General features: G+C 46.4%; 22 protein-coding genes and 1 riboswitch. Of the genes, 3 read left to right on the top strand and 19 right to left on the bottom strand.

Features of this window, described 5'->3' with window-relative positions; all coding sequences use genetic code 11:
- Positions 1–103: 103 nt before the first annotated feature.
- A riboswitch (SAM riboswitch) is annotated at positions 104–229 on the bottom strand.
- A gap of 548 nt (positions 230–777) precedes the next feature.
- On the top strand, positions 778–1,713 hold the full coding sequence (gene corA, locus G9G57_RS18675; protein WP_013370115.1) for a magnesium/cobalt transporter CorA: 936 nt from the start codon (positions 778–780) through the stop codon (positions 1,711–1,713).
- A 121-nt stretch (positions 1,714–1,834) separates the two neighbouring features.
- Here the strand turns inward: corA and G9G57_RS18680 are convergent, their stop codons facing one another.
- From G9G57_RS18680 to G9G57_RS18735, 12 genes are all read right to left on the bottom strand, one after another.
- Positions 1,835–2,842 carry an HRDC domain-containing protein gene (locus tag G9G57_RS18680; RefSeq protein ID WP_164965387.1) on the bottom strand — a complete coding sequence of 336 codons (1,008 nt, stop codon included), beginning with the start codon at positions 2,840–2,842 and terminating at the stop codon, positions 1,835–1,837.
- 165 nt (positions 2,843–3,007) lie between these two features.
- Positions 3,008–3,886: an ROK family protein gene (locus G9G57_RS18685; protein WP_031463162.1), complete on the bottom strand. Its 879-nt coding sequence runs from the start codon at positions 3,884–3,886 to the stop codon at positions 3,008–3,010.
- Positions 3,887–4,103: 217 nt separating this feature from the next.
- The gene (locus G9G57_RS18690) at positions 4,104–5,000 is read right to left on the bottom strand and encodes a 5'-3' exonuclease (RefSeq protein ID WP_016820523.1); all 897 of its coding nucleotides are present in this window, start codon (positions 4,998–5,000) and stop codon (positions 4,104–4,106) included.
- 72 nt (positions 5,001–5,072) lie between these two features.
- Complete coding sequence (locus G9G57_RS18695; RefSeq protein ID WP_019686701.1) at positions 5,073–5,438, bottom strand: arsenate reductase family protein; 366 nt, start codon at positions 5,436–5,438, stop codon at positions 5,073–5,075.
- 42 nt (positions 5,439–5,480) lie between these two features.
- Positions 5,481–6,437 carry an RluA family pseudouridine synthase gene (locus G9G57_RS18700; RefSeq protein ID WP_164965407.1) on the bottom strand — a complete coding sequence of 319 codons (957 nt, stop codon included), beginning with the start codon at positions 6,435–6,437 and terminating at the stop codon, positions 5,481–5,483.
- Positions 6,438–6,458: 21 nt separating this feature from the next.
- Complete coding sequence (locus G9G57_RS18705) at positions 6,459–7,022, bottom strand: cob(I)yrinic acid a,c-diamide adenosyltransferase (protein WP_016820526.1); 564 nt, start codon at positions 7,020–7,022, stop codon at positions 6,459–6,461.
- Between the two features lie 18 nt (positions 7,023–7,040).
- Positions 7,041–7,610, bottom strand: a complete 570-nt coding sequence (locus tag G9G57_RS18710; protein ID WP_164965388.1) for a hypothetical protein — start codon at positions 7,608–7,610, stop codon at positions 7,041–7,043.
- Positions 7,611–7,710: 100 nt separating this feature from the next.
- Entirely contained in the window at positions 7,711–7,917 is a 207-nt protein-coding gene (locus tag G9G57_RS18715; RefSeq protein WP_016820528.1) for an aspartyl-phosphate phosphatase Spo0E family protein, read from the bottom strand.
- Positions 7,918–8,031: 114 nt separating this feature from the next.
- On the bottom strand, positions 8,032–9,243 hold the full coding sequence (locus tag G9G57_RS18720) for an aminotransferase class I/II-fold pyridoxal phosphate-dependent enzyme (RefSeq protein WP_016820529.1): 1,212 nt from the start codon (positions 9,241–9,243) through the stop codon (positions 8,032–8,034).
- Positions 9,244–9,255: 12 nt separating this feature from the next.
- Entirely contained in the window at positions 9,256–9,756 is a 501-nt protein-coding gene (locus G9G57_RS18725; protein ID WP_016820530.1) for an Lrp/AsnC family transcriptional regulator, read from the bottom strand.
- A gap of 143 nt (positions 9,757–9,899) precedes the next feature.
- Positions 9,900–10,283: a spore coat protein gene (locus G9G57_RS18730; protein ID WP_016820531.1), complete on the bottom strand. Its 384-nt coding sequence runs from the start codon at positions 10,281–10,283 to the stop codon at positions 9,900–9,902.
- Positions 10,284–10,308: 25 nt separating this feature from the next.
- Positions 10,309–10,545 (bottom strand): hypothetical protein, encoded by a 237-nt coding sequence (locus tag G9G57_RS18735; protein WP_016820532.1) that lies wholly within the window; start codon positions 10,543–10,545, stop codon positions 10,309–10,311.
- A 115-nt stretch (positions 10,546–10,660) separates the two neighbouring features.
- Between G9G57_RS18735 and G9G57_RS18740 the strand changes: the two genes are divergently transcribed.
- Positions 10,661–11,899: an NAD(P)/FAD-dependent oxidoreductase gene (locus G9G57_RS18740; protein ID WP_044785885.1), complete on the top strand. Its 1,239-nt coding sequence runs from the start codon at positions 10,661–10,663 to the stop codon at positions 11,897–11,899.
- A gap of 70 nt (positions 11,900–11,969) precedes the next feature.
- Here the strand turns inward: G9G57_RS18740 and G9G57_RS18745 are convergent, their stop codons facing one another.
- The 4 genes from G9G57_RS18745 to G9G57_RS18760 form a co-directional block, all read right to left on the bottom strand.
- Entirely contained in the window at positions 11,970–13,223 is a 1,254-nt protein-coding gene (locus G9G57_RS18745; RefSeq protein ID WP_044785884.1) for an MFS transporter, read from the bottom strand.
- A gap of 116 nt (positions 13,224–13,339) precedes the next feature.
- Complete coding sequence (locus G9G57_RS18750; protein ID WP_044785882.1) at positions 13,340–14,044, bottom strand: hypothetical protein; 705 nt, start codon at positions 14,042–14,044, stop codon at positions 13,340–13,342.
- Positions 14,045–14,099: 55 nt separating this feature from the next.
- Entirely contained in the window at positions 14,100–14,513 is a 414-nt protein-coding gene (locus G9G57_RS18755; protein WP_014599569.1) for a DUF350 domain-containing protein, read from the bottom strand.
- Between the two features lie 52 nt (positions 14,514–14,565).
- Positions 14,566–16,935 carry an endonuclease MutS2 gene (locus G9G57_RS18760; protein ID WP_044785881.1) on the bottom strand — a complete coding sequence of 790 codons (2,370 nt, stop codon included), beginning with the start codon at positions 16,933–16,935 and terminating at the stop codon, positions 14,566–14,568.
- 153 nt (positions 16,936–17,088) lie between these two features.
- Here G9G57_RS18760 and G9G57_RS18765 point away from each other — a divergent pair, with 153 nt between their 5' ends.
- Positions 17,089–17,448, top strand: a complete 360-nt coding sequence (locus G9G57_RS18765) for a phage holin family protein (protein ID WP_016820537.1) — start codon at positions 17,089–17,091, stop codon at positions 17,446–17,448.
- 149 nt (positions 17,449–17,597) lie between these two features.
- Here G9G57_RS18765 and G9G57_RS18770 read toward each other — a convergent pair whose 3' ends face one another.
- From G9G57_RS18770 to pheS, 3 genes are all read right to left on the bottom strand, one after another.
- Positions 17,598–19,622 (bottom strand): DNA repair protein, encoded by a 2,025-nt coding sequence (locus G9G57_RS18770; RefSeq protein WP_164965389.1) that lies wholly within the window; start codon positions 19,620–19,622, stop codon positions 17,598–17,600.
- Between the two features lie 208 nt (positions 19,623–19,830).
- On the bottom strand, positions 19,831–22,278 hold the full coding sequence (gene pheT, locus G9G57_RS18775) for a phenylalanine--tRNA ligase subunit beta (protein ID WP_164965390.1): 2,448 nt from the start codon (positions 22,276–22,278) through the stop codon (positions 19,831–19,833).
- A 28-nt stretch (positions 22,279–22,306) separates the two neighbouring features.
- On the bottom strand, positions 22,307–23,338 hold the full coding sequence (gene pheS / locus G9G57_RS18780) for a phenylalanine--tRNA ligase subunit alpha (protein WP_016820540.1): 1,032 nt from the start codon (positions 23,336–23,338) through the stop codon (positions 22,307–22,309).
- Positions 23,339–23,745: the final 407 nt, after the last annotated feature.

Consider the following 23,745-nt stretch of genomic DNA (forward strand, 5'->3'; position numbering starts at 1 on the left):
TGATCGGTAAGTTGTGCGAAAATCGTCTGGTAGAGATGCCGGGCATATAATAAAAAGACCTTTCTCGGTTAGAGAAAGGTCATATTTGTATCCATATGCGCCTCTCTCATCTGTCAGGGCTACGCTTCTTTGTACAAAGCGCGAGTCCTGCAAGAATTAGCACCGTGCGATAAAATCGCCGGTTGCCGGGTATCATCGGGCTAGTCCCTCCACCTGCTCTTGATAAGATTTCGCTATATTCATTTTGGGTTCACAAAGTTCTTGTTGTTCACTTTAATGCATCGGCTGGGCTTCGTCAAGATGGACTTGTAAATTTGTGCCCTGCATTCACATTTTGTCTACCTTTTCCATAGGTTAAATCATATCCCCCTTTCGCAGAAGCTCATATGACTGCTGTTGATTTAGCCCATGATTTTGCCCTTGAAAGGCCGTAGGCCGAGCGTTATACTATACAAGTGCTAATAGGCAAAAATACGGTGCAACAGTGTAGATTAGAGTGTTTTCTTCGATACTGTGGCAACCTAAAAAAGAACATATGTGAGGTGAATCCGGAATGGAAGGCGACCCGAGTCCGAATAGGCGGCGATCCCTGAACAACAGCATAGGAATGACTTCAGCTTGCCGAAAGACGGGACGCCAGGCTCCGCATGCTCCAAAAGCCTTCTGCTTTTGATGGTATGCACGCTTACCCGCACCGGCTAACTGGCTAACTGAGTCCATTCCTTATGCTTAAGGTAAACGTATTTCCGTTACGACGGAGCATAAGGAGTGACATATATGAAAATCCGTTTGGTTAACAACGGGGTTTTTACCCCTGTCGAAGAAATTGAAATGGCGCTCACTGCACCGGCAGAAGGCTTTTATTGGATTGATGCCGATGTCGAGGATCTGACAGTGCTTCAGCCCTTATTTTCTATGCATGATCTTGCAGTAGAAGACTGTTTGAGTGAAGAAGAACAGCGTCCAAAGATTGAAATTTATGAAAGCCATTATTTTATCGTTGTAAATAGTATTCGTTTTGATGATGAAGAAATATTTTTGCGTGCTTTGAACATTTTTCTCGGCCGCCATTTTATCATTACGGTGACCAAGCAGAAAATCAATGAGCTTCGTACTCTCAAGCCTATGCTGTGGGAGCAGGAAGTTAGCCAGCCTGACCGTTTTATGTATCTGTTGGTCGATTTGATCGTTGATAACTATTTTCTGGTTGGTGACCGGATTGAAGTTCGTATTGAAAAGCTGGAAGAAGACATTCTAATGCATACGAAAAAGTCGCACTTGAACGAAATCATCGGATTGCGCAGTGAAATTCTATGGCTAAAAAAAGTGCTCGGCCCACAAAAGGAAGTCATCAATACCCTGAACAAACGGGATTTGCGGCTTATCGACGATCAACTACAAAAATATTTTAGCGACATTTATGAAAATGCTGTGAAAATTTCGGAGACTTTCGAAACTTATCGCGACTTGATGGGGAACCTTAGAGAAGCTTATCAGTCAAGTATCGCCAACCGTGCTAATGAAATCATGCGTGTGTTTACCGCCATTACAACTGTATTTATGCCGTTGACGGTCATTACCGGAATATATGGGATGAACTTTGATAATATGCCTGAGCTTCATACACGTTATGGTTATTTTGTCGTCATTGGGATTATGGTGGCACTAGGTGTCAGTATGTTCTGTATTTTCCGCAAGAAAGATTGGGTTTGAATTATTTCGGTTTTCAAGCTTGGTCATCAAAAGCAGCAGCCGATTCCTATAAGGAACTCGCTGCTGCTTTTTTTATGTTGCACCTTATTTTTACTTTAGGACACTTTCAATCGTCTCTATATTATCCAACATGTCGGTCAGGTATCTCCTGATGGCGGAACCGTATACGAATCAGTCGCAGTCGCTCATAAATTTGATCCAGCCCTGCTTCCGTCGCTTTTTCTTCTCCATACACTTTTAGCATAATGGGCTTGAGCAGCGTATCTCCCAACTCTGCATAAGCAGACCAGATGGCTGCCTGCTCCTCCTCTGATACATGTGCCAATTCCTTGCGGATCAGGTTCTCCATATCCATTCCATCCCTATCCAAATGCTCCACAGCTTCAATCATTTCTCGACGGTGCAAGCCTGTCTTCATTCCGATATGCTCCAGTGAAAGACCGTCCGAAATGCCTTCGATAATCGCTCTAGTCAGGCTAAACTTATTCAGTTCCTGTCTGTACTGGTTTTCTTTTTGCTTGTACAGCCATGACAAAAAATCTTCTTCTTCAAGTGTCTCTGTTACCCAGTTCAGCGGAAAGGGCGTGGTCCGATCATTTTGTTTCGTTATAGCCAATAGCTCCGTCCCATATTGCGACACCTTACCCAGGCCCATACCAGGTAGTTCTAACAATTCTTCTTCGGTATGAGGAAGATAGACGCTGATGAGTCGAAGTAGTCGATTCGTAGCGATAAAATAAGGTGCTTTTCGCTCAGTTGCTGCCTTTTGCCGTCTCCACAATGTTAATTGTTCATACACCTCATCACGCGGAAACAAATCACTATAGCAATACAGCTTTTGTAGCGTTTGTCCACGTCCTGATGATCCTTCTTGCTCATGAAAAACGCCATGAATTAGAGGCCTGTAGCCCTCAGCCATCTTGAGTGCCAGCTCATGACGGTATACATGCAGTAATTCCTGCCACAAACTGCCTTCATACCAAAGGTCGTCTATACTTTCATCTGGGACATGATGTGTGCTCCAGCCTGCACTCCATCCCCCTTCATGTTGTCCGATCCATACCTGCGCAAAGTCCTCGCAGCCTTCTTCATTCTGTTTGGACAAGCGGTTTAAAAATACAATCTCCATGGTTCTTCCTCCCTCATAAGGTTAAAATGACTGACTCGCACAATACACAACGCAAAAAAAAGCACCTATCCTGCGTATTCGCAAGAAAGGTGCTTCCCTTTTTGATCCGTACTATGCTGTTGCCTATATGATAACCGGACCTTGGAGTACCGTCAACCATAAATTCTAAGAATTCAGCTTTTCCTTGGCCAAAGCCAGAGCACCGCACAATCCAGCATTGTCACCCAAGCCCGGAGATACGATATATTGCTCAATTTCTGTAGTCAGACTCGGATGCTGTACGTACCCATTTAAAAGTTGTTGAAGCTTGGTACGAATGAGCGGGAACAATTGATCCTGCTTCATTACTCCGCCGCCCATAATAATTTTTTGCGGTGACAGGATTAATACATAGCTCATTAAAGCCTGGGCCAGATAATGCGCCTCCATTTCCCAGGCCGGGTGATCCACAGAAAGCTCATGCCCTTTAACCTTCCATCTTTTTTCGAGTGCTGGCCCCGCTGCCAGTCCTTCCAGACAATCTCCATGATATGGACATGTGCCCTCATAGTGATCTTCTGGATGACGACGTACCAAAATATGTCCCATTTCCGGGTGGGATAATCCATGTACCAGCTTTCCGCCAACCAAAGCACCCGCTCCGATGCCTGTACCTATTGTAATATACAGACAGTTGTCCAATCCTTTAGCCGCACCCCAAATGGACTCACCCAGTGCTGCTCCATTCACATCCGTGTCAAACCCCATAGGTACATCGAAATGCTCCTTCAGTTTGCCAATCAGATTATAATTTCCCCAATGCGGCTTTGGCGTTGTTGTAATATAACCATATGTATCACTGCCTTCGATAGGATCAATCGGTCCGAATGAGCCTACACCCAGCGCTTCAATCCCCTTGCCTTCAAAAAATGCAATGACATTCTCCATGGTTTCTGCTGGAGTCGTTGTTGGAAAGCTTGCTCTTTCCAATACTTCTCCTCGTTCATTTCCAATTCCACATACAAATTTGGTACCGCCTGCCTCAATTGCTCCCAATACTGTCATAGCTGCTGTAATCCCCTCTCCATGATCTCTCTCCATTATATTCACCTGAAACGAGCCTAAGGTCAATCCCCTTATCACAATTGTATAAAATCCTTCACATGGTTATATACCTAAGCTGAGTTAGTTGTATACAAATAAGGACACTAACGCACCAAGCGCCAGCATCCCTATATAACTTAGTCCACCTGAAATGCACAGCACAAGCCTAACAGCTTCATTATGATCCGGTTGCGACACCCATCAACGTACACAAGCTCTTCATTTCAAGCTGCTCAAACTTATCGACAATTTGCACGTGATCCAGCGTCAACAGACAGCTGTCTAAAGCACACGCAACAGGCACATCACAGTGAATCTTAGCAAGTTTGCGTGAAAGATGCAGCATATCCAAATCACTCTCGATCTTTTTACGAACCGATGGAGTCAATTGATCCAGATTTTCCAGAATGCCTTCAATGGAGTCGTACTCCTGCACCAGCTTGAGGGCAGTTTTCTCACCGATTCCGCGTACTCCCGGGTAATTGTCACTTGCATCACCCATCAAGCCTTTGAGGTCGACCACTTGGCTTGGCTTAAGCCCTTTTTCTGACAGCAGGGTCTCCGGGGTATATACCATATAATTTCCATGCCCTTTTTTCATAATAATGACCCGTGTCCGCTCATCTACCAATTGAAGTAAATCATGATCTCCCGAGAGAATCATGACATCCATATCCTCATTTTGCGAATAATGACGTGCGAGCGTACCGATACAATCATCCGCTTCAAAGCCTTCCGCCCCAATGTTGGGAATGCCGAGGCTGTCCGTCACTTCACGGATCAAAGTAAATTGAGGAATCAAATCATCTGGCGCGTCGGCACGGTTGCCCTTATACGCAGCAAAATGTTCCCCACGGAATGTCGTTCCACCCATATCCCAGCAGCAAATGACATGTGTAGGATTAAAGGTTTGAACTGCATCCCAAAAATATCGAATAAAACCATATATGGCGTTCGTTGGTACTCCAGCTTTTGTACGACGGATATAACCGTTTGCAGCGGTTGCATAATAAGCACGAAAAAGCAGAGCCATGCCGTCAACCAGCATTACGGATTGTTCATTGCGTTGTGTCACAGATTGTATTGCTCCCATTCATCATAATATTTAACCCTCACAGTATAACATAATGTGGGGGTAAATTGGGCTTTACTGAGCTCCCCATGTCCCCTCAAATGTTTCCTCTTTGAATCCTACGGTTACTTTATTCCCGTCAGTTACAATCGGGCGTTTAATTAATCTTCCATTCGAGGACAAAAGCGAAATTTGCTCTTCACGGCTCATGTCTCCAAGCTTATCTTTCAGCTTTAATTCTTTGTATACTTCACCGCTCGTATTGAAAAACTTTTTCAGTTCCAGCCCGCTTTTTTTTATCAAGTCTTCCAATTCCTCCGGGCCGGGCGGTTGTTCAAAAATAGGAATCAGTTCCGTCTCATGCCCCTTGTTTTGCAGCCATTTCACTGCATTACGACAGGTGCTGCATTTAGAATACTGGTATACTTTCAGTTGGCTCATCGCTAGATTAACCTCCATTTGGTTTCAATCTTTGTTGAATATTTATTCTGGATATTGAGCCATTAATAGCGCTTGCATTCCGATCATATCATCCGGTAGAGGAGCACAAAACGTCATTCGCTCCCCGGTCACAGGATGCACCAAGGATAATTCTGAAGCATGCAGGGCTTGTCGAGGCATCTTGGCATCAAGCTGATCATATCGCTCACGTTGCACAGCGTCATCGGGTGTAATCCGGTACATTTTGTCTCCGATCAACGGGCATCCGATATATGTCATGTGAACCCGAATTTGGTGCGTACGTCCGGATTCCAATTTTAGACTGATGCGGCTTCCTTCGCTCCATACTTCCTCCAGCTTATATAGCGTAAGGGCAGGATAACCATCTGGAGTCACCATACGCAAATGCGGATTATCCGGGTTGCGGTCAATCGGTCCGTCCACCCTGCCTTCCTGCTGCTCAGGGCGCCCATGCACCAAAGCTGTATAGCGCTTGTCCACCGTTCCCGCAATCATCTGTTCGGAAATATGCTGGTGTACATACGGATTTTTAGCTACAACCAGCACGCCGGTCGTCTCCTGATCAAGACGATGAACAGGACGAAACCGAAACAGCTCTCCCTTGGTCTGCCAATAATGCACAACCCCGTTCGCCAGCGTTCCTGTGTAATGACCGTGAGTCGGATGGACAATCATCCCCGCCGCCTTGTTCACTACTAACAGATGTTCATCCTCAAACAAAATCTCAAAAGGAATGGGTTCCGGTAAAATATCATCGGAACGCTCGCGCTCCATGCGGATCTCTACTCGATCCCCGGACTTCACCTTTACGCTGATATACACACGTATCCCGTTCAGCATGATCCCCTGTTCGGTCAGCTTGAGTTTGGATATGAGCTTGCGAGAAATGTTCATACGTTTTTGTAGAATGGTCTTCAGCAGCATGCCCTCCTCCTCAGGAGGGATCATATATACGATAGGTTCATAGTACAAGCTCATCACAAATTCCTGATTGCCTCCTTATTTGCGGAACACTTTTTTGCTGCGAACATATTCGACATCAGGTACACCCTGACGTACATTCGCAGTGCGAGCCACAACAAAGAAATAATCGGATAGGCGGTTCAAATACCGGCGTACCGCAGGATTGATATCTGTGTGCTTACCTAGTGTAACAGCACGGCGTTCCGCACGTCGGCAAACCGTGCGGCAAACATGAAGCGTCGAAGATAATGTACTGCCTCCCGGGATAATAAAGCGCTCCACCTTCGGGTTTTCCTCCTGGCATGCATCAATCCAGCCTTCCAGCCGCTCTGCCAGCTCGTCTTTGACCTTATATTTACTTTCACTGATTTTAACAAACGCCAAATCTGAACCACAATCGAACAGCTCCTGCTGTATTTCTTCCAATTGAGTCCGAATGTCCGCAAACTTTTCCCCTTCGGCAAAGCTGATCGCTTGTCCTACAAAGCTGTTCAGCTCGTCAATAGTACCGTACGCCTCCACACGGTCGTCATCTTTGGACACTCGACCGCCGATCACAGAAGTTTGTCCTTCATCACCTGTTCTGGTATAAATACCCATACTATTTTATCCCCTTTATCATTCTGTGAGTGCTTTCAGCACCTTGATGGCTTCTTCCTTATTGCTTGTGCGTGGTGGTACGGTAGCAAATAATGTGTTTGAGTTATATTTTAGGTCCTTAAACATCTTCATCTGCTCCACCGGAATTCCGTACAAATGAGTTTCCTTGATGACATCCGTTCCTTCTTCCCCTTGCTCCTTTTTCTTAAATACGCCGCCTTCGAATACACCCCGGGCATATGTCTTCTTGTCAAAGGCATCATCTAAGGGTAGATTCGAACCATTTTGTCCATACAACTTCATGTCCTCTTCCGGCAAAAGAAACAAATCATGTTCTCCGGCCGCATATTCTACGACCAGCTTCTGCTGATTATACAGTGGGCTGACTGAAATCTCGATTGTCGGAGCCTGTTCGCCCAGCTTATCCTTAAGCTTTTGTGCCAGCTCGTCACGAATGACTGAAGCATCCCCTTTATCCATAATAAATATGGAGAAGCTGTCCTTGTCTCGCCCCCCACATCCAGCCAATAGTACAAGTGCTATGATTCCGATGATCCATGGCGATAGCCTTTTTAGCCCTGCTTTCATCTGTACGCCCCCTCTTCCATGCCACTAATATATCATAAGTTGTGAACGCAAAAAAAGAAGGCCCTGCGGCCTTCTTCGTAGCTACGGTGACTTCACACAGTTACACTCTGCATTCCGTACCGTACAGCTTCATGTATTCATTGATTTTCAAATCTAGTTTGCAGCTAATCTCGATGACAAGATCAGAGGTCAAGGACTGCTCTTCCTGAAACGTCCGCATCATCTCATTGCGCAGGAACAAAATTTCATCTTCCAGGGAAATGTCGTATCCTATTGAACTCGGCGAATTATATCCAACATATGACATGAGCACTCCTCCTGTAATTGAAAAATTGAACTTCCTGCTTCCGATTTCAAATTATAGCATAGAAATTTAGAAATAAAAGACTATTTTCTATGAATTACCCATAAAAAAATAATTTTAACCTTCTTTTTTCACTTTTTCTACAAAATGACCAATTCGATCCAAAGCTTCCGTCAGCTGAGTGACAGAAGTCGCGTATGAGCAACGAAGATACCCTTCGCCTCCCAAACCAAACACATTGCCCGGTACAGCCGCAACTTTGGCCTCTGCCAGTAGGCGCTGTGCAAATTCATCCGAGCTGAGGCCTGTGCTTTGAATACTCGGGAAAACGTAAAAAGCCCCTCTTGGCTCGTGGCATTCCAGACCAATGTCACGGAATCCCTCAACCATTAGACGACGACGCTGATTATAGGCTTCTACCATTCGATCTTTTTCACCCATACCATTTCGCAAGCCTTCCAAGGCTGCAACTTGGCCCATAGAGGGCGCACACATGACGGTGTACTGATGGATTTTGAGCATAGCAGCAATCAAATCAGGATGCCCGCAAGTATATCCAATACGCCAGCCAGTCATGGCGAAGGCTTTGGAAAAACCACTGACGAGAATCGTACGATCCATCATACCCGGTACCGAAGCAAAGCTGACGTGCTTATCGCCATAATTCAATTCGGCATATATCTCATCAGAGATGACGATCAAATCATGTTTTTCCACGATTTCCGCAATCGGAAGCCAATCTTCATAAGTCATCGTAGCACCGGTCGGGTTGCTCGGATAGCATAAAATTAGCACCTTGGATTTAGGTGTAATTTTGGCCTCCAGCGCCTCAGCCGTCAGCTTAAACTCGTCTTTGGCAAACGTTTCAATGCCGACCGGAATCCCGCCTCCAATCGAAGTGATTGGAGAATAGGAGATATAACACGGCTCAGGCACGAGAATTTCATCACCAGGTACAATTAAGGCGCGCAACGCAAGATCAATCGCCTCGCTACCTCCAACTGTTACGATAATCTCATTTTTAGGATCATAGCGGACGTCAAATTGCTCATTCAGATACTCACTAATCGCTTCACGCAGTTCTGGCGTTCCCGCATTAGATGTATAGCTGGTGAAGCCTCGCTCCAATGAATAGACACAGGCTTCCCGCATGTGCCAAGGGGTTGTAAAATCTGGTTCGCCTACCCCCAGGGTAATAATGTCCTTGTTACCACCCACCAGGTCAAAAAACTTACGAATACCCGATGATGGGATCTCGCGTACCAATGGGGATAAATAAGAACTCATGGCTTTGTTGCTGTCGGTAAATGCTTCTGTTTTGAGATTCATCATGATCTTCCTTTACGGCGAAATCATCAGACGATTATCTTCCTCATGGTCCTCAAAGATAATTCCGTCCTGCTTGTATTTTTTAAGCGTAAAATTAGTCTTGGTAGACAAAACCGAGTCAATAGGCGACAGTTTCTCCGACACAAAATTAGCGACTTCACGGAGGTTTCGGCCCTCCACCTCTACCAGCAAGTCGTATGCTCCGGACATGAGATAAACAGATTTAACTTGCGGATACAAATAAATCCGCTCTGCAATCCCTTCAAATCCTCTTCCACGCTCAGGTGTAATCTGTACTTCAATCAAAGCGGTAACCTTTTCGTCATCGACTTTGTCCCAATTGACTACAGCCGCGTACTTGACAATCACGTGTTGATCTTCGAGCTCTTTAATTGAGGTGCGTACATCCTGCTCGTCAACCCCCAGCAAAGTAGCCAACAAAGTCGGTGTTCTTCTTGCATCTTCTTTTAACAATTCCAGTACTTTTAATTTTAATTCATTCAGCTCTGTCATTCTACATAAGGCCTCCATCGAAAGAGATTACTATACATCATACAATACGCACTTTAAACCTGCAAAGAAAAACCGTCCGCCCCGGTAAACCCGGCAGACGGACGGCTGTTATGGGAAATTGCTTCAAAAACGGAAAATCCCGTTTACATATAATAAGGGTTACTTTGGTGAGTAGACTGGCCTTGATGCATAGGCTGGCCATATGCTCTGGCGGATGATGACTTCTGCTGAATGAACTGTTGGCATTCCTGTTGGGTCTTGCGAGCTTCTTGAATCTGTTTGTCCAAATCAATGCGCAGTGCTTTCGTTGGGGCGGCGTACATATTGTTCTGGCTCATTAGATGATACAAATCACCTTGCATACGCAATGTATCATTCGTAAGGTCGGTGAACATCTGACGCACAGACGGACAATTGGATTCTGTCGTCGCTGTTGTGTACTCGCGTACTGTACGTTTCATATCAGCAAGAATGCTATAGAGCAAATCTTCTTCGGGCATAAATGACATATTGTTTTGTGAATACATCCTGTCAAACCTCCTTTTGTAGTAATTACTGCTGCGGTTGCATAGGAGCAAGCTGTTGATGTTGTTGAAGAGCATTGAAAAGTACATTCAAGTGGTGCTCATGAGTTTTCGCCAGTTGCAAACAGGCTTGTTGAATGGCAGGCTGCTGAATAGACGCTGCTGTCGCCGCACATTGTTTTAACAGGAGTTCCTCATTGGAAATGGAGTCAACGATGTACTCCAGTTCTTTGCCTGACAAGGGTTGCATGTTCATAGATTGCATAGTCTTTTTGTCCCTCCTTAAATGTTTTGTTGCACGCTGGTTATCTTGTCCGTTTGGCGAAATACTATGTACACATAAGAGATACTACATATTGCCTATGGGGAGTGCTATTTATATGGAATTAATAAGCGGGAATACGTATTGGCCGAGTACCTTGGAGCAAACGCTGGATTTTCCTCCTTTAGCTGAGGATATAAATTGTGATGTACTAATCATCGGCGGCGGGATGGGTGGATCCCTCTGCTCCCGGTTATTGGGAGAACGACAGGTCGACACTGTACTTATTGACAAGCGAAGGTTGGTACATGGAAGTTCTTCAGCCAATACTGGATTGCTGCAATATAGCAATGACAAGACTTTAACCTCTTTTATTAACACGTTTGGCGAGACCAACGGCGTACTGTTTTACCGTATGTGTAGGGATGCTCTGAATCAGCTAGATCAACTGGCTGCCACACTGGACAGAGACCCTTCCTTTATTCGCCGCAGTAGCCTGTACTACGCAAGTACTGCAGAGGATGTGCAGGTGCTGCAGGAAGAATACAAACAGTTAACCCGTTTTGGATTTCCAGTGGAATACTGGGATGAGCAACAGGTTGCTGCCCGATTTCCATTTCGAAAACCAGCAGCCTTGTATACGCACGAAGATGCCGAGGTTAATCCATTTTTGTTTGCCCAGGGACTGCTGCAATCTGCCAGCCGTCTCGGGGTTCGCTTATATGAGCATACAGAAGCTAAGCATTTTGAATTCAAAGAAAATGAGGTCGTTTGTCATGCCAATGACCGGATGATCCGTGCAAAAAAAGTTGTTTTTGCAACAGGTTATGAAACACAAGAGATTATAACAGATCGCGGAGCCGTGCTAGAAAGCTCTTACGCTATCGCCACCAATCCAATCGGAGAGGCGCCTTTATGGCATGAACAGTGTCTGATCTGGGAAACTGCTCGTCCTTATCTATATATGCGCTCAACACAGGAAGGGCGCATCATCATTGGTGGTTTGGATGAGCCTGTACTGAACGCCAAGCAACGTGAAATCAGATTGTTACACCAACAGCAAAAGCTGCTGCAAGCACTACAGGAGCATTTTCCCGGTGTCCCATTTCAAATCGATTATGCTTGGGCGGCTGTATTCGGCTCTTCTCGCGACGGCTTGCCGTATATTGGTCCACATCCGCGTTTTCCTAACTGCTACTTTTTGGAGGGTTACGGGGGAAATGGGACGGTTACGAGTATGGTGGCCGCACAGCTATTGGCTGATGAACTGACGGGCACACACCGACCTGAAATGGAGCTTTTTTCTCTGACCCGTCCCACCAAACCCTCGCCTGAGACAACAGAACCGATGATTTAAATGTGATACAAAAAGACCTCCTTTTCCTATACCAACGGATTTGGAGGCTCTTTTGTATTGAATTTTTCAATTATTCGGTTTGCTTGTGCAAGCGTCGTGCATGGGAATGAGACTTGCTTTGCTTCGTTTTTTGTTCCATTTTCAGCACACTTCGCATAAAAATCCATCCAATTACTGGCATCAATGCAAGTCCAATCAACAACCAGATCATCGCCGTAGGAGCCTTGCTAATACTTAGGACACCCAAGAAAACGAGTGTTCCTGTCAACCGACCTATCATTAAGCATAGTTCGCGCAGTACAACCAGTTCCACTCTCTGATTAGCATCTCCTTCACTCGTACCCATTAGATCAAAGCTCGCAGAAATCATAGGAATTAAATACAAGGGCATGAATAAAGCGGTACCAATCCCCATAATCAGCAGCGTGCTATACTCCATACGCCACAATAATGGTAAAAGCGCGACCACCAACAGCACGGCACCCAACAACATACCAGCCGAGCGATAGTGTGGCTTGAGCCATTTTCCGACAGCCCAAAAGCTGAAAAATGAAACCCCCGATGTAATAAGTGAAAACTGTGCTAGCTTCCATTCCTGTTGAGTAACTACATACACGAGCAGCGTAATCAGGAAAGCAAACACTCCTTCACGGATGCCCTGTGTAACAAGTGATAACGACAACGGACGCCACATACTTCCTTTTTGCGACAAACGCTGCTTAGGCTCTTTCCAATTGTACTTTCCTGTCGGTTTACGCTTGCGAAGAAAGAAACTTAACACCACTCCTACAACATAAAATGCCAAAGAAATACTGAATATCACGCGATAACCCGCGTCATCCTCCATACGCGCAATAATCCAACCAGAGAGCCAAGGACCCACTATACCGGAAAACGAGCCCAGCAGACCCACCCATCCGTTAAAATGATCACGGCTTGCCTGATCCGTGACTTCGAAAAAAATGACATTAAATGCTAGCCAAAATAAACCTAAGGCTGCACCCAACAACATTCCGAGCGGCCATATGTAGTTTACAGCCTGCGGTCCTGTATACAACACGATGAGATAAAATAAGCCGGACAATGCGGTTCCCACGCGCAGGGCATTCATTTTATTATGTTCTTTGACCCACTTTCCAGCTACCCAGACCATAATTCCCAGCGCAATTTGTTGACTGACATTAAACCAGCCGATCATCGCGTAATCCTGCCTGCTTTTCCACAAATACACATTAAGAAATGTGCCGGACAATGCTGCTGCAAACACAAACAATCCATTCAAGCTTAATAGCAGAATGGATTGTCCGTTCAGGTTTGATTTCAATGCAGTTCCCCCTAACGGAAAAATCACCAATCAGCTTATTACGAGTCAGCTTGTTCAAAGATTTCTTTGATTTAACATGCCCGTATTGAGTTGGGACCTATCCGGGGAATTGCCATTTAATTATTGGAAATACCGCTGAGCTTCTCCAACATTCGCAGTCGGTCATTCTCTGACAAAGTCTGCTGAACATGGAAGCAGCTAGGACACACATAAACATTCAAGACGAACGGCAAGTCCAGAACAGGTTTGCCGAGCACCGGAGACATCGATGGTTCGAAGCCCTCTCTGGTTACGGTTTGCGAACCCGCATGCAGCATATACTCTCCACATTGGGAACATTCAAGAACCTCATCTTGTCTGTCGAGTAATTGTTCAGCACCTTGCTCATAAGCCATTAGATCCGCACCGCTTTCTTCGAATTTTTGTAAAGTATGCAGCACAGGCAGCTTATGAAGCTCATTATCCTGCAATAACGGTGCATCAGCTGGCTTTTCAGATACGATTTCATCCTCTGCCTCGTATAAAATATCCTGCTCCTCATCATCGCCGAGCTGAATACTTAATGTACGATAACCCTTGAGGTCTTCTTTTCCATGAGCGCCGAGCGCCGGACTTACAGAAACCGCATGATCGTGTGTCGCATCTTCATGCCCATCCGTATGTCTGTGAACAGATGGAGAAACAGACTCAGACTCCTCTTCATCGGCTATGTCTGAGTATCCTTTCAGATCATTATGGCAATAAGGACACTCTTCTTCAGGTCCTAATTCTTCATCCCAAATAATTTCCATGTTACACCATGGACAAATAGTCATTTCCAAGCTTTATCATCCTTCCGTTCCGAAGCGTATACCAAGCTTTAGTATACAGGATGTGTCAAGTTACACTCGCACCAATCACATACGATAACGATATTGAAATAATCATAGAGAACAAGCCGACCGCACGGTTATCTTCTTTAATCTCTTGATCGATAGAAAATACCGGTGTCAGAAATTCAAAAAGAAAGTACGCCGCAAGTAGCAGTAAAAAACCAACGAATGACCAGATCATCGTATCATATACGCTGGATTTAGCCTCCATCGCAAAGCGGAGCACGTTGCAAATACCAAACATTTTCCCACCCGTTGCCATGGCTACCGAAACATTGCCTCGCTTGATCTCTTCCCAGCATTTATAACGGGTTACCAGCTCAAAGCAGGACAAAAATACAATCAACTCCAGCACTGCCACGGAGAAATAACCCAGCATCATCCCCAACGGATGTGATAGCAATTCATCAATCGCCATCTTCACCTCGTCCCTCCCGTTCTACCAAGCGTTCTCGGTCAGCAACCCATATCTATTCCAATTCAGCAACCGTTACACCCGTGCCGCCTTCATTGTAGTTACCGATACGGTAGCTTTTCACATGCTTATGCTTGCGAAGGTACTCCTGAATACCAGTTCTCAGGACCCCCGTACCTTTGCCGTGAATAATGTATACCTGACCCAGATTGGCTAAAAACGCTTCATCCATGAAGCGGTCCACTTCCATCAGCGCTTCCTCCACGTTTGCCCCCCGAAGGTCAAGTTCACTTCGCACGTTATCATCCCGTGTCCGCTTAACGCCAGTCACTGGCTTTTGGACCTTTGGAGTAGTCGTTGGGGCTGGTTGCAGCAGCTCCAGATCATCCAGACTGACCTTCATTTTCATGATACCCAGTTGAACGATAGCTTCCTTGCTGCCAGTTAGTTCAACCACATGGCCTTTTTTATTCAGACTGTGAACTGATACTTCATCGCCAGCCATGATGGAACGAGTACGCGGAGTCGCCGGACGTTTGACTGTACTTTTCTTGCGTTGTTTCGGTTCTGCTTCATCCAGTTCTCTACGAGCTGCAATCAGCTTGTGCTCCTTAACCGAGGCTCCCTCTTCCTGAGCCAATTTACGCAAATCCGTAATGATTTTCTCTGCTTCACTACGAGCCTTATCCACGAGAACTCTTGCTTCGTCTTCGGCCTTTTCTAGCATACGGTCCCGTTGTGACTCCAGCTTATCTAGCTCGGTCTGATGACGTGTACGCAATACTTCCATTTCCTTACGCAGCTGCTCTGCTTTTTCCCGTTCTTGCTCAGCGGTCAAACGGTTCTGCTCCAGTGACGCAATCATGTGCTCGACGCGCTGGTCTTCTTCGGTTACCTCACCACGGGCATAGTCTAATATACGTCCTGGTAATCCCAATCGCTCGGCAATAGCAAAAGCGTTACTTCGCCCAGGAACACCAACCAGAAGGCGGTAAGTCGGGCTTAATGTAGCGACATCAAACTCCATACTTGCATTAATAATTCCTTTGCGCTCATAGGCATACGCCTTCAATTCACTATAGTGAGTCGTCGCCACCATGCGGCAACCCAGAGCATGTATATGCTCCAGAATAGATACAGCCAGGGCTGAACCTTCTGCCGGGTCCGTTCCTGCTCCCACTTCGTCAAGCAATACAAGACTTTTGGGTGTCATATTTTTCAAGATGCTAATAATATTGGTCATGTGACTGGAAAATGTACTCAAGTTTTGCTCAATGCTCTGCTCGTCACCAATATCGGCATAGATTGCATCAAACACGCAGAGCTGGCTTTCATCCTCAACAGGCACAAACAGTCCAGACATCGCCATCAAGCTTAGCAGACCTATAGTTTTCAGGGTAACGGTTTTCCCCCCTGTGTTCGGTCCGGTAACGATAATGGAGGTGTACGAATTACCCAGTTCCACATCTATGGGAACGACCTGTTCCAACGGAATTAGAGGGTGTCTACCCTTTTTCAGCTTCAAGTACCCGCGATCATTCATTAAGGGCAGCGTTGCCTTCATTTCACGAGCGAGACGAGCTTTCGCAAAAATAAAATCAAGATTGCCTAAAATATCCACATCATACAGCAACATATCCGCTTGTTCTGCGACAAGTGCGGTCAGCTTTTGTAAAATGACTTCAATTTCACGCTCTTCTCTCAGCCTGGTTTCCCTCAGCTTGTTGTTCATGGCCACGATGGATTCTGGCTCGATAAACAAGGTTGCGCCAGACCCGGATTGATCATGCACAATTCCGCCAAAATAAGAACGGTATTCGGCCTTGACCGGGATGACAAACCGATCTCCACGAATCGTAATCAACTGATCCTGAAGCATTTTGGACACAGTTGAGGAACGAATCATGGAATCCAGCTTTTCACGAATACGCACTTCACCGGAGCGCAGTTCCCGGCGAATTTGTGAAAGCTCTGTACTGGCAGAATCCAGTACCTCTGCATTTTCGTCAATACAGCCTTTAATGGAGTTTTCCAAACTTCTTTGTTCCGAAAGTTGCTCACTCCAATACAGCAATGTTTCAACCGGATTTTCCTCATGCAAACTTGTTACATACACCTGTATACGGCGTGCAGCTTGAACCGTTGTCCGAATACCATGTAACTCCTGCGGACTTAACGTTCCTCCAATACGGGCACGCTTCACCGTAGGAGTGATATCCACCACTCCGTTAAATGAAGGCACTCCTTTCAGCCGATCAGCAGCATAGGCCTCATCTGTACCTTTCAGCAATTTCTTGATATGCTCCAAATCATCGCTGGGCTGTAATCGAAGGGCTGTCTGTTGTCCCGTTGCCGTTTGGGCATAGTGACTTAGTTTATTTAGAATTTTTTGATATTCAAGGGTTTTAAAAATTTTAGAGTCCAACTTCACTGCTCCTTTCACTTATATCTATATTATACCGAAAGCAGCAAACTTACGCTATTTGCCAACTCTGCTTCACACATAAGAAAGCTCTTCATGCCACACACTAACCTTTGTCTAACCCTGTTAATTCAAAAAAACAAAGGAGGTTATTCCGTGAGCATTCTTGGGCACATTGTACGTTTCATCGTTGCCGCTCTGGTTCTGATGGTCGTAAGCTGGATCGTTCCCGGATTTAGTGTAGGCGGCTTTTGGAGTGCGCTGATCCTTGCCATTGTCATTGCCTTGATTGGCTATATCGTCGAGGCGATATTTGGTCGACGCGTTTCTCCATTTGGACGCGGTATCGTTGGTTTTCTAGTGAGCGCTCTGGTTATCTGGGTCGCTCAATATGTCGTGGCCCATGTTAGTGTTTCGATTATGGGCGCATTGCTCGCTGCATTGGTTATCGGGATTATCGATCTGTTCATTCCGGTATCGACACCATTTGAAGCCGGGCGCAAGGAAGGGAAATAATTTCGGCAAACACTTCCAGCATAGCTGTCCCGAAGCAGATTCATCTGCCAAAGGACAGCTTTTGGTCATTTATACTTCTTAGCGATACCATAAACAAACAATCCCCGGCCATGAGCAGCCGGGGATTGCCTTACATTTATAATCCGTATCTACTGATCCTGTTCGATAAGCTCAATCCATTCATTATACTCGGTTTGAAGCTTGGTGTATTCTTCCTTTAGTTGACGCAATTCTGTTGAAATCTTCTCTGCATTTTCTCGGTCTACGTCCTGTTGTACTTGTAGTAAACGAAGCTGATGAGCCGCCATTTCATATTTTTGACCTACTTCATCTAACTCAGACTGCAAGGCCATGCGTTCCTGCTCTATGGACTGCTGTTCTGCCTTTGCGGTGTTGGCAGCTTCAACCGCGGAACGAATCTCCTCCTGAAGCTGTTCTTTTTGTTCAATCGTTACCGCTATTTCCCGTTCCCAAGAAGCAAATTCCTCCTTGCGGGCAGCATCTTCAGCTTCCAAACGTTCCGCTTCAGCCTTCAACTGATCGTATTTAAGCTGCCATTCCACAGAGGTCTTCTCAGCACGTTCCAATTCACTTTGCCGGTCATGATTTTCCTGCTGGAGTTGCTTAATATGTTGCTCCAGCTGTCCAGCTCGGCTCTTCATGCTTCCATATTGATCCTGAAGCGATTGATACGCCTTCGCACTCTCTTGCTCTCGGACTTGGGCTTTCTCAAGCTCGTCCTGAACACGAATCAGCTCAGGCGACAGCTCCTTGATTTTCGCTTCAAGTTGAACCAGCCGTTGCTGTTGTGAAGCATATTTATCATTAGCAGCCTCAACCTCAGCCACAGTCTGCTGTAGTTGTTCCTCTGTCGCTTCCTTCTGTTCACGCGCTTCCAGCAGGGAAAGCTCCAACTCATCGGCTGCCAACTGACGTTCTTCTGCAAGCTTCTTCCATGACTTCTCACTTTCAGCCAGCGTAGCCAGCTCGCTTTGCAGCTTGCGAGAAGATACATGAGCTTGCTCCAGCAGCTTCTGCATCCGGCGCTGCTCTTCCTCCAGCTTAGCCGCCTGCTGCTGCGTAGCCTTGGCTTCATTCACCAACTGATCATATCTGCTTTGCAGTTCTTCACGCGCAAGCGTATTTGCCTGCTCCCGCTCTGTTGCCGCCTGTTGCTGTGCTTGTAGCTGAGCCTCCAGCTCGGACTGTTGTTGCTCCAATGCTACAGCTTGCTCTCGAGCCTTCTCCAGACGAGAAGAAAGCTCTGCATTTCCTGCTTGTACTTGTTCTAATTGCTCCTGAAGCTCCTCCATCCGAGTCTCCTGCTCCAGTGCAGCTTCTTCAGCACGTTTCTGTGCTTCCTCATGCTGGAGCTTTTCCTCATTTAGAGCCAATTCAGCCTGTTTACGTTCCTGCTCCAGCTGCTCATTCAGCCCGGAGCACTTGATCTGCCATTCGCTTATCTTCTGGCTATGCTCTTGCTGCAAAGTAGATCGCAAATTGTCCAGCTCTATACGTTTTCGCTCCTGATGAGCCTTTTCCGCAGCGGAAAGCTTAGCTTCAGCCTGTTTAGCCGCTTCGGCTATTTCCTTCTTCAACTGCTCTTCTGTCTGCCGGACACGCGCATTTGCAGCCTCTTGCTGCTCTTTCAGCTTACGAGAAGCTTCTTGACGAGATTCCTCCAATTCACGCTTAGCTTGTTTTTGTGCATTTTCAAGTTCAGCCGCTTTTTTCTCCTGCTGTTCAAGCTTTGCCCTTAGTTCGGCAATTTCCTTGGCTGATGTAGATTCGGTCTCCACCAGTTTCTTCTGCGTCGTTTCTTTTTCTTCCCTCAATTGAACAAGGGCTTGGTGCATATCTGTATTTTTCTGCTGTTGTTCCCCTAGAGCCGTCTGGAGTTGGGCCAGATCTCCCCGGAGCTCCGCCCGTTCCGCTGCCAAGCGGTTCATATGGCTCTGAATCTCCTGAATTTGTACAGCTTCTTCAGCCATATGAACCGCAGCCAGCACGGCAATTCGGGGCATATCCAGACGCGAATGTGCTTGAGAAATGCTGTGCATACGTTCATCTACGTAATTAGCAACCTGCTTCATATAATCGCTATTGCTGCCGACAAGTTTATAAGAAGTACCGTAGATCTCTACAGTGACGCGAGTACGATCTGGTGTAGTCACAATTATGCCCTCCTTCAATACTACTGTATGTTGATTCTAAGGTGTGTCCGGTACTAGGGTAACCCGCCTTCCGTGAAGCGTTCAACCTTATTAGTCCGGCTTCCCCGCAGCGGGTGAATATCAGAGTAGAGAGCTTCTATGATGATAGGCCAAAAAGCCGTATCGAACCTCTGTCACTAAGATTCGATACGGCTTCCCGCATTTCCTGCTACTTTCTCAATTCCGCTCCAAAAGTTTGTTCTAGAGACGTAACGACAGGAGAATGCGCCGCATTAATCTCTTCATCCGTCAACGTATGCTCCCAATGACGATAGGTCAGGGAAATAGCCACGCTCTTCTTGTCTTCACCAAGCTTGCTGCCTGTAAATACATCAAACACCCGTGCATCCTGCAACAGTTCTCCGCCTGCAGCGTGAATAACACGAAGCAGTTCACCTGCCTCAACGTCTTTATTCACCACGAGGGCAATGTCACGTTCCACGGACGGGAAGCGAGCCAGCTCTCTGAACTGAATATGGGAGTTTGCGTGCTCAACGAGCTGTTGCAACGCGATTTCAGCTACATACGTATCGTTCAGCCCATAGGACTGTTGCAGTTCAGGATGAATCTGCCCAACTGTACCGATTCGTTGGGAGTTTCCGTTCACATCCAGCCATACCGAAGCGGAACGTCCTGGGTGGTAGCTTTGCGGCTGGTCAGCCACATAGCGAATGCTGGCACTTAGTCCAAAATAGTCGAACACTGTTTCAAGCGCACCTTTAATATCAAAGAAGTCGACCTTTTCGGCTCCGATGTTCCATTGTTTTTCACGGCGCACTCCAGTCAGCAGCAGACTCAGCACTTGAATTTCCTGCGGCTGGCGGGTTAATGTTTGCTCTTCTGTATAGAATACAGTTCCCATCTCAAAAATCGCCAGGTTATCTTGCTTCCGATTCATGTTGTACACCGCTGTATCCAGCATTTGCGGAATGATGCTTGTACGCAATACACTACGGTCTTCGCTCATAGGCATAGCCAAACGTACCGGATGGCTGCCTTCTGTCAGAGCATTAAATAAAGCTGTGCTTTGCGGATGCACAAAAGAGTAACTGATCGTCTCCTGCCAGCCACCATGAGCCAGCAATCTGCGCAAGGAACGACGCAGGGACTGCGATGCCGTCAAAGCTCCTGGAGTTGTTGGACCTTCAATCGGCGTGGTTGGGATATTGTCATAGCCATACATACGTGCCACTTCTTCGATTAAGTCCACATCAATGGTAATATCTCCACGGCGTGTAGGTACTTCAACTTCCAGCACCCCTTGTTCTGCATCGCCACATCCAAAATGAAGTCTACCAAGAATCGTCTTCACCTCAAGCAGGGACAGTTCGGTTCCCAAATATCGGTTTATTTTATCTAGCGACAGCTTGATAATGTAGTTTTTAGCTTTTGCAGAAGCAGACTCTACGATGCCCTGGTGTACAGTGCCCCCTGCATAACGCTGAATCAGCGCAGCTGCACGATTTACAGCAGGTATAACAGCTCCTGGATCAACCTCTTTTTCAAAACGCAGACTTGCTTCCGAACGCAGTCCCAGTTGGCGGGATGTTTTGCGAACGGTACCGCCGTCAAACTTCGCAGATTCCAACGCAATGCTAATCGTCGCATCCGTAACCTCAGAGTTGGCTCCGCCCATTACACCTGCCAATGCAATCGGCTTTACACCGTCTGTGATCAGCAGCATATGCGGTTCCAGCTTACGTTCCTGATCGTCAAGTGTAATCAAAGTTTCGCCTGCACGAGCAAGTCGCACCTCAATATTTCCATTTTCCAGCTTATCCGCATCAAAAGCATGCAACGGCTGACCATATTCCAGCATAACGTAGTTCGTAATATCTACGATATTGTTTATCGGACGAACACCTGCCGCCATCAGACGGTTTTGAATCCATAACGGTGAAGGGCCCACTTTAACACCTGTGATATAACGCGCTGCATAGTGTGTGCACAGTTCAGGAGTATCTACCTTAACGGACAAGTGATCTGCCGCAGCATCGCTAATTTCCACCAGATCCTTAGCAGGGTCAGCGAGCGAAATGTCACGTCCTAGAATGGCACTTACTTCATATGCAGCTCCATGCATGCTCAGGCAATCCGAGCGGTTGGGTGTCAAATCAAAATCCAGCACCTGATCATCCAGGGCAAGCAGCTTCGTAATTGGCGTACCAATTTCAGCATCCTCTGGCAACACCAAAATGCCTTCCTGCAATTCTTTTGGCAATAGCTTATCATTCATGCCCAGTTCTTTGGCCGAGCAGATCATGCCCATGGACACAACACCACGCAGCTTGGCCTTTTTAATATGAAAATCTCCTGGTAGCTTGGCACCTACAACTGCAACAGGAACCTTTTGACCTGCATCCACGTTCTTGGCACCACACACAATTTGCAGGTCTTCTCCCTGACCCGCATCGACAATACACACATTCAGCTTATCCGCATCCGGGTGCTTTTCCTTGCTTTTGACATAGCCTACAACGACGCCAGTAATTCCTTGGTTACGATGTTCAACTTCATCAATTTCAATGCCCGAACGGGTGATTTTTTCTGCTAGCTCCTCCGCACTCACTTGATCCAGTGATACATACTCGGACAGCCACTCGAATGATACTTTCATATGGGTTCACTTCCCTTGATATAGTTGTTTATTGACGCGCAAACTGCTTCAAGAACGACAGATCGCTGTTATAAAAATGGCGAATATCGTCAATGCCGTATTTCAAAATGGCTATCCGTTCTACACCCATACCGAATGCAAAGCCACTGTACACCTCGGGATCAAAACCACCCATTTCCAGCACTTTCGGATGCACCATACCACAGCCCAAAATTTCAATCCACACGCGCTCGCCGTTTTTCTTCACAAAAGTCACGTCTACTTCAGCACTTGGCTCGGTGAACGGAAAGAAGCTTGGGCGCAAGCGGATTTCGGTCGATTCCCCGAACATTTCGCGTGCAAATTGCAGCAAGGTTCCTTTCAAATCACTCATACGAATGTCTTTTCCAATCACAAGGCCTTCAATTTGGTGGAATTGGAAGGAATGCGTTGCATCGTCATCATCACGTCGGAATACCGTACCCGGACAAATCACCTTAATAGGCGTTTCACCCTTCATCGCCTCCATCGCGCGAATCTGAACTGGTGACGTATGAGTACGCATCAACAGATCCTCGGTCAGGTAAAATGAATCCTGCATATCACGTGCCGGGTGGTTTTTAGGCAGATTCAAAGCTTCGAAGTTATAATAATCGGTCTCTGCCTGTGGTCCCTCAGCCACTCGATATCCCATACCTGTAAAAATATCTTCGATTTGCTCGATCACTTTGTTAAGTGGGTGGAGCCCGCCTTGCGGCATTGCGCGTCCAGGCAACGTAACGTCGATTTTTTCTGCTTGCAGGCGCTCATTCGTTTCTGCTTTCGTGAACTCGTCCTGCTTACGGTTAACGACCTCTTCAATCGCCTCACGCACCTCATTGGCTACCTGGCCAACAACTGGACGCTCTTCCGCACTCAGCTTGCCCATACCGCGCAAAATTTCGGTCAGTGCACCCTTTTTACCCGAATATTTAACTCGTAGATCAGCCAGCTCCTTGGGTGTTTCCACCTTCTCCAATACTTCCAGTGCTTCTTCCTTCAAGGCCAGCAAATGTTCCTTCATTTGGATGGTTTCGCTCATCGCCTGTTCAGTCCCCTTTCTTCATATCCAGCTTTTCAGACAACAAAAAAAGGTCTTTTCTCCCGAAAAGGGACGAAAAGACCGTGGTACCACCCTCGTTAGACAATGAAGTTCAGCTACCCGACGCGTTGCCTTGTGGCAATCAGTACGGGGGTTCATTCATGCTATGCATCATCATCTCGCTCTGCACGTTGTAACGGTCGTGAACCGGTATCCCCTACTTGCACAACCGCCATTTACATGACGCTTGAGGTTCAAGGAACTGCTCCGGAGCGAACTTCAACAGCCCAATATTTGCAGAAACGCTCTCAATCCTACGGCGCTTCCTCCCTGTTCAATCGGACACTGCCTACTCTTCTCCATCAAGACATTTTCTAAATACGAACTATTGTTCATTATTATATGCA

The sequence above is a fragment of the Paenibacillus sp. EKM211P genome, assembly GCF_011066175.1.
GTDB lineage: Bacteria > Bacillota > Bacilli > Paenibacillales > Paenibacillaceae > Paenibacillus > Paenibacillus polymyxa.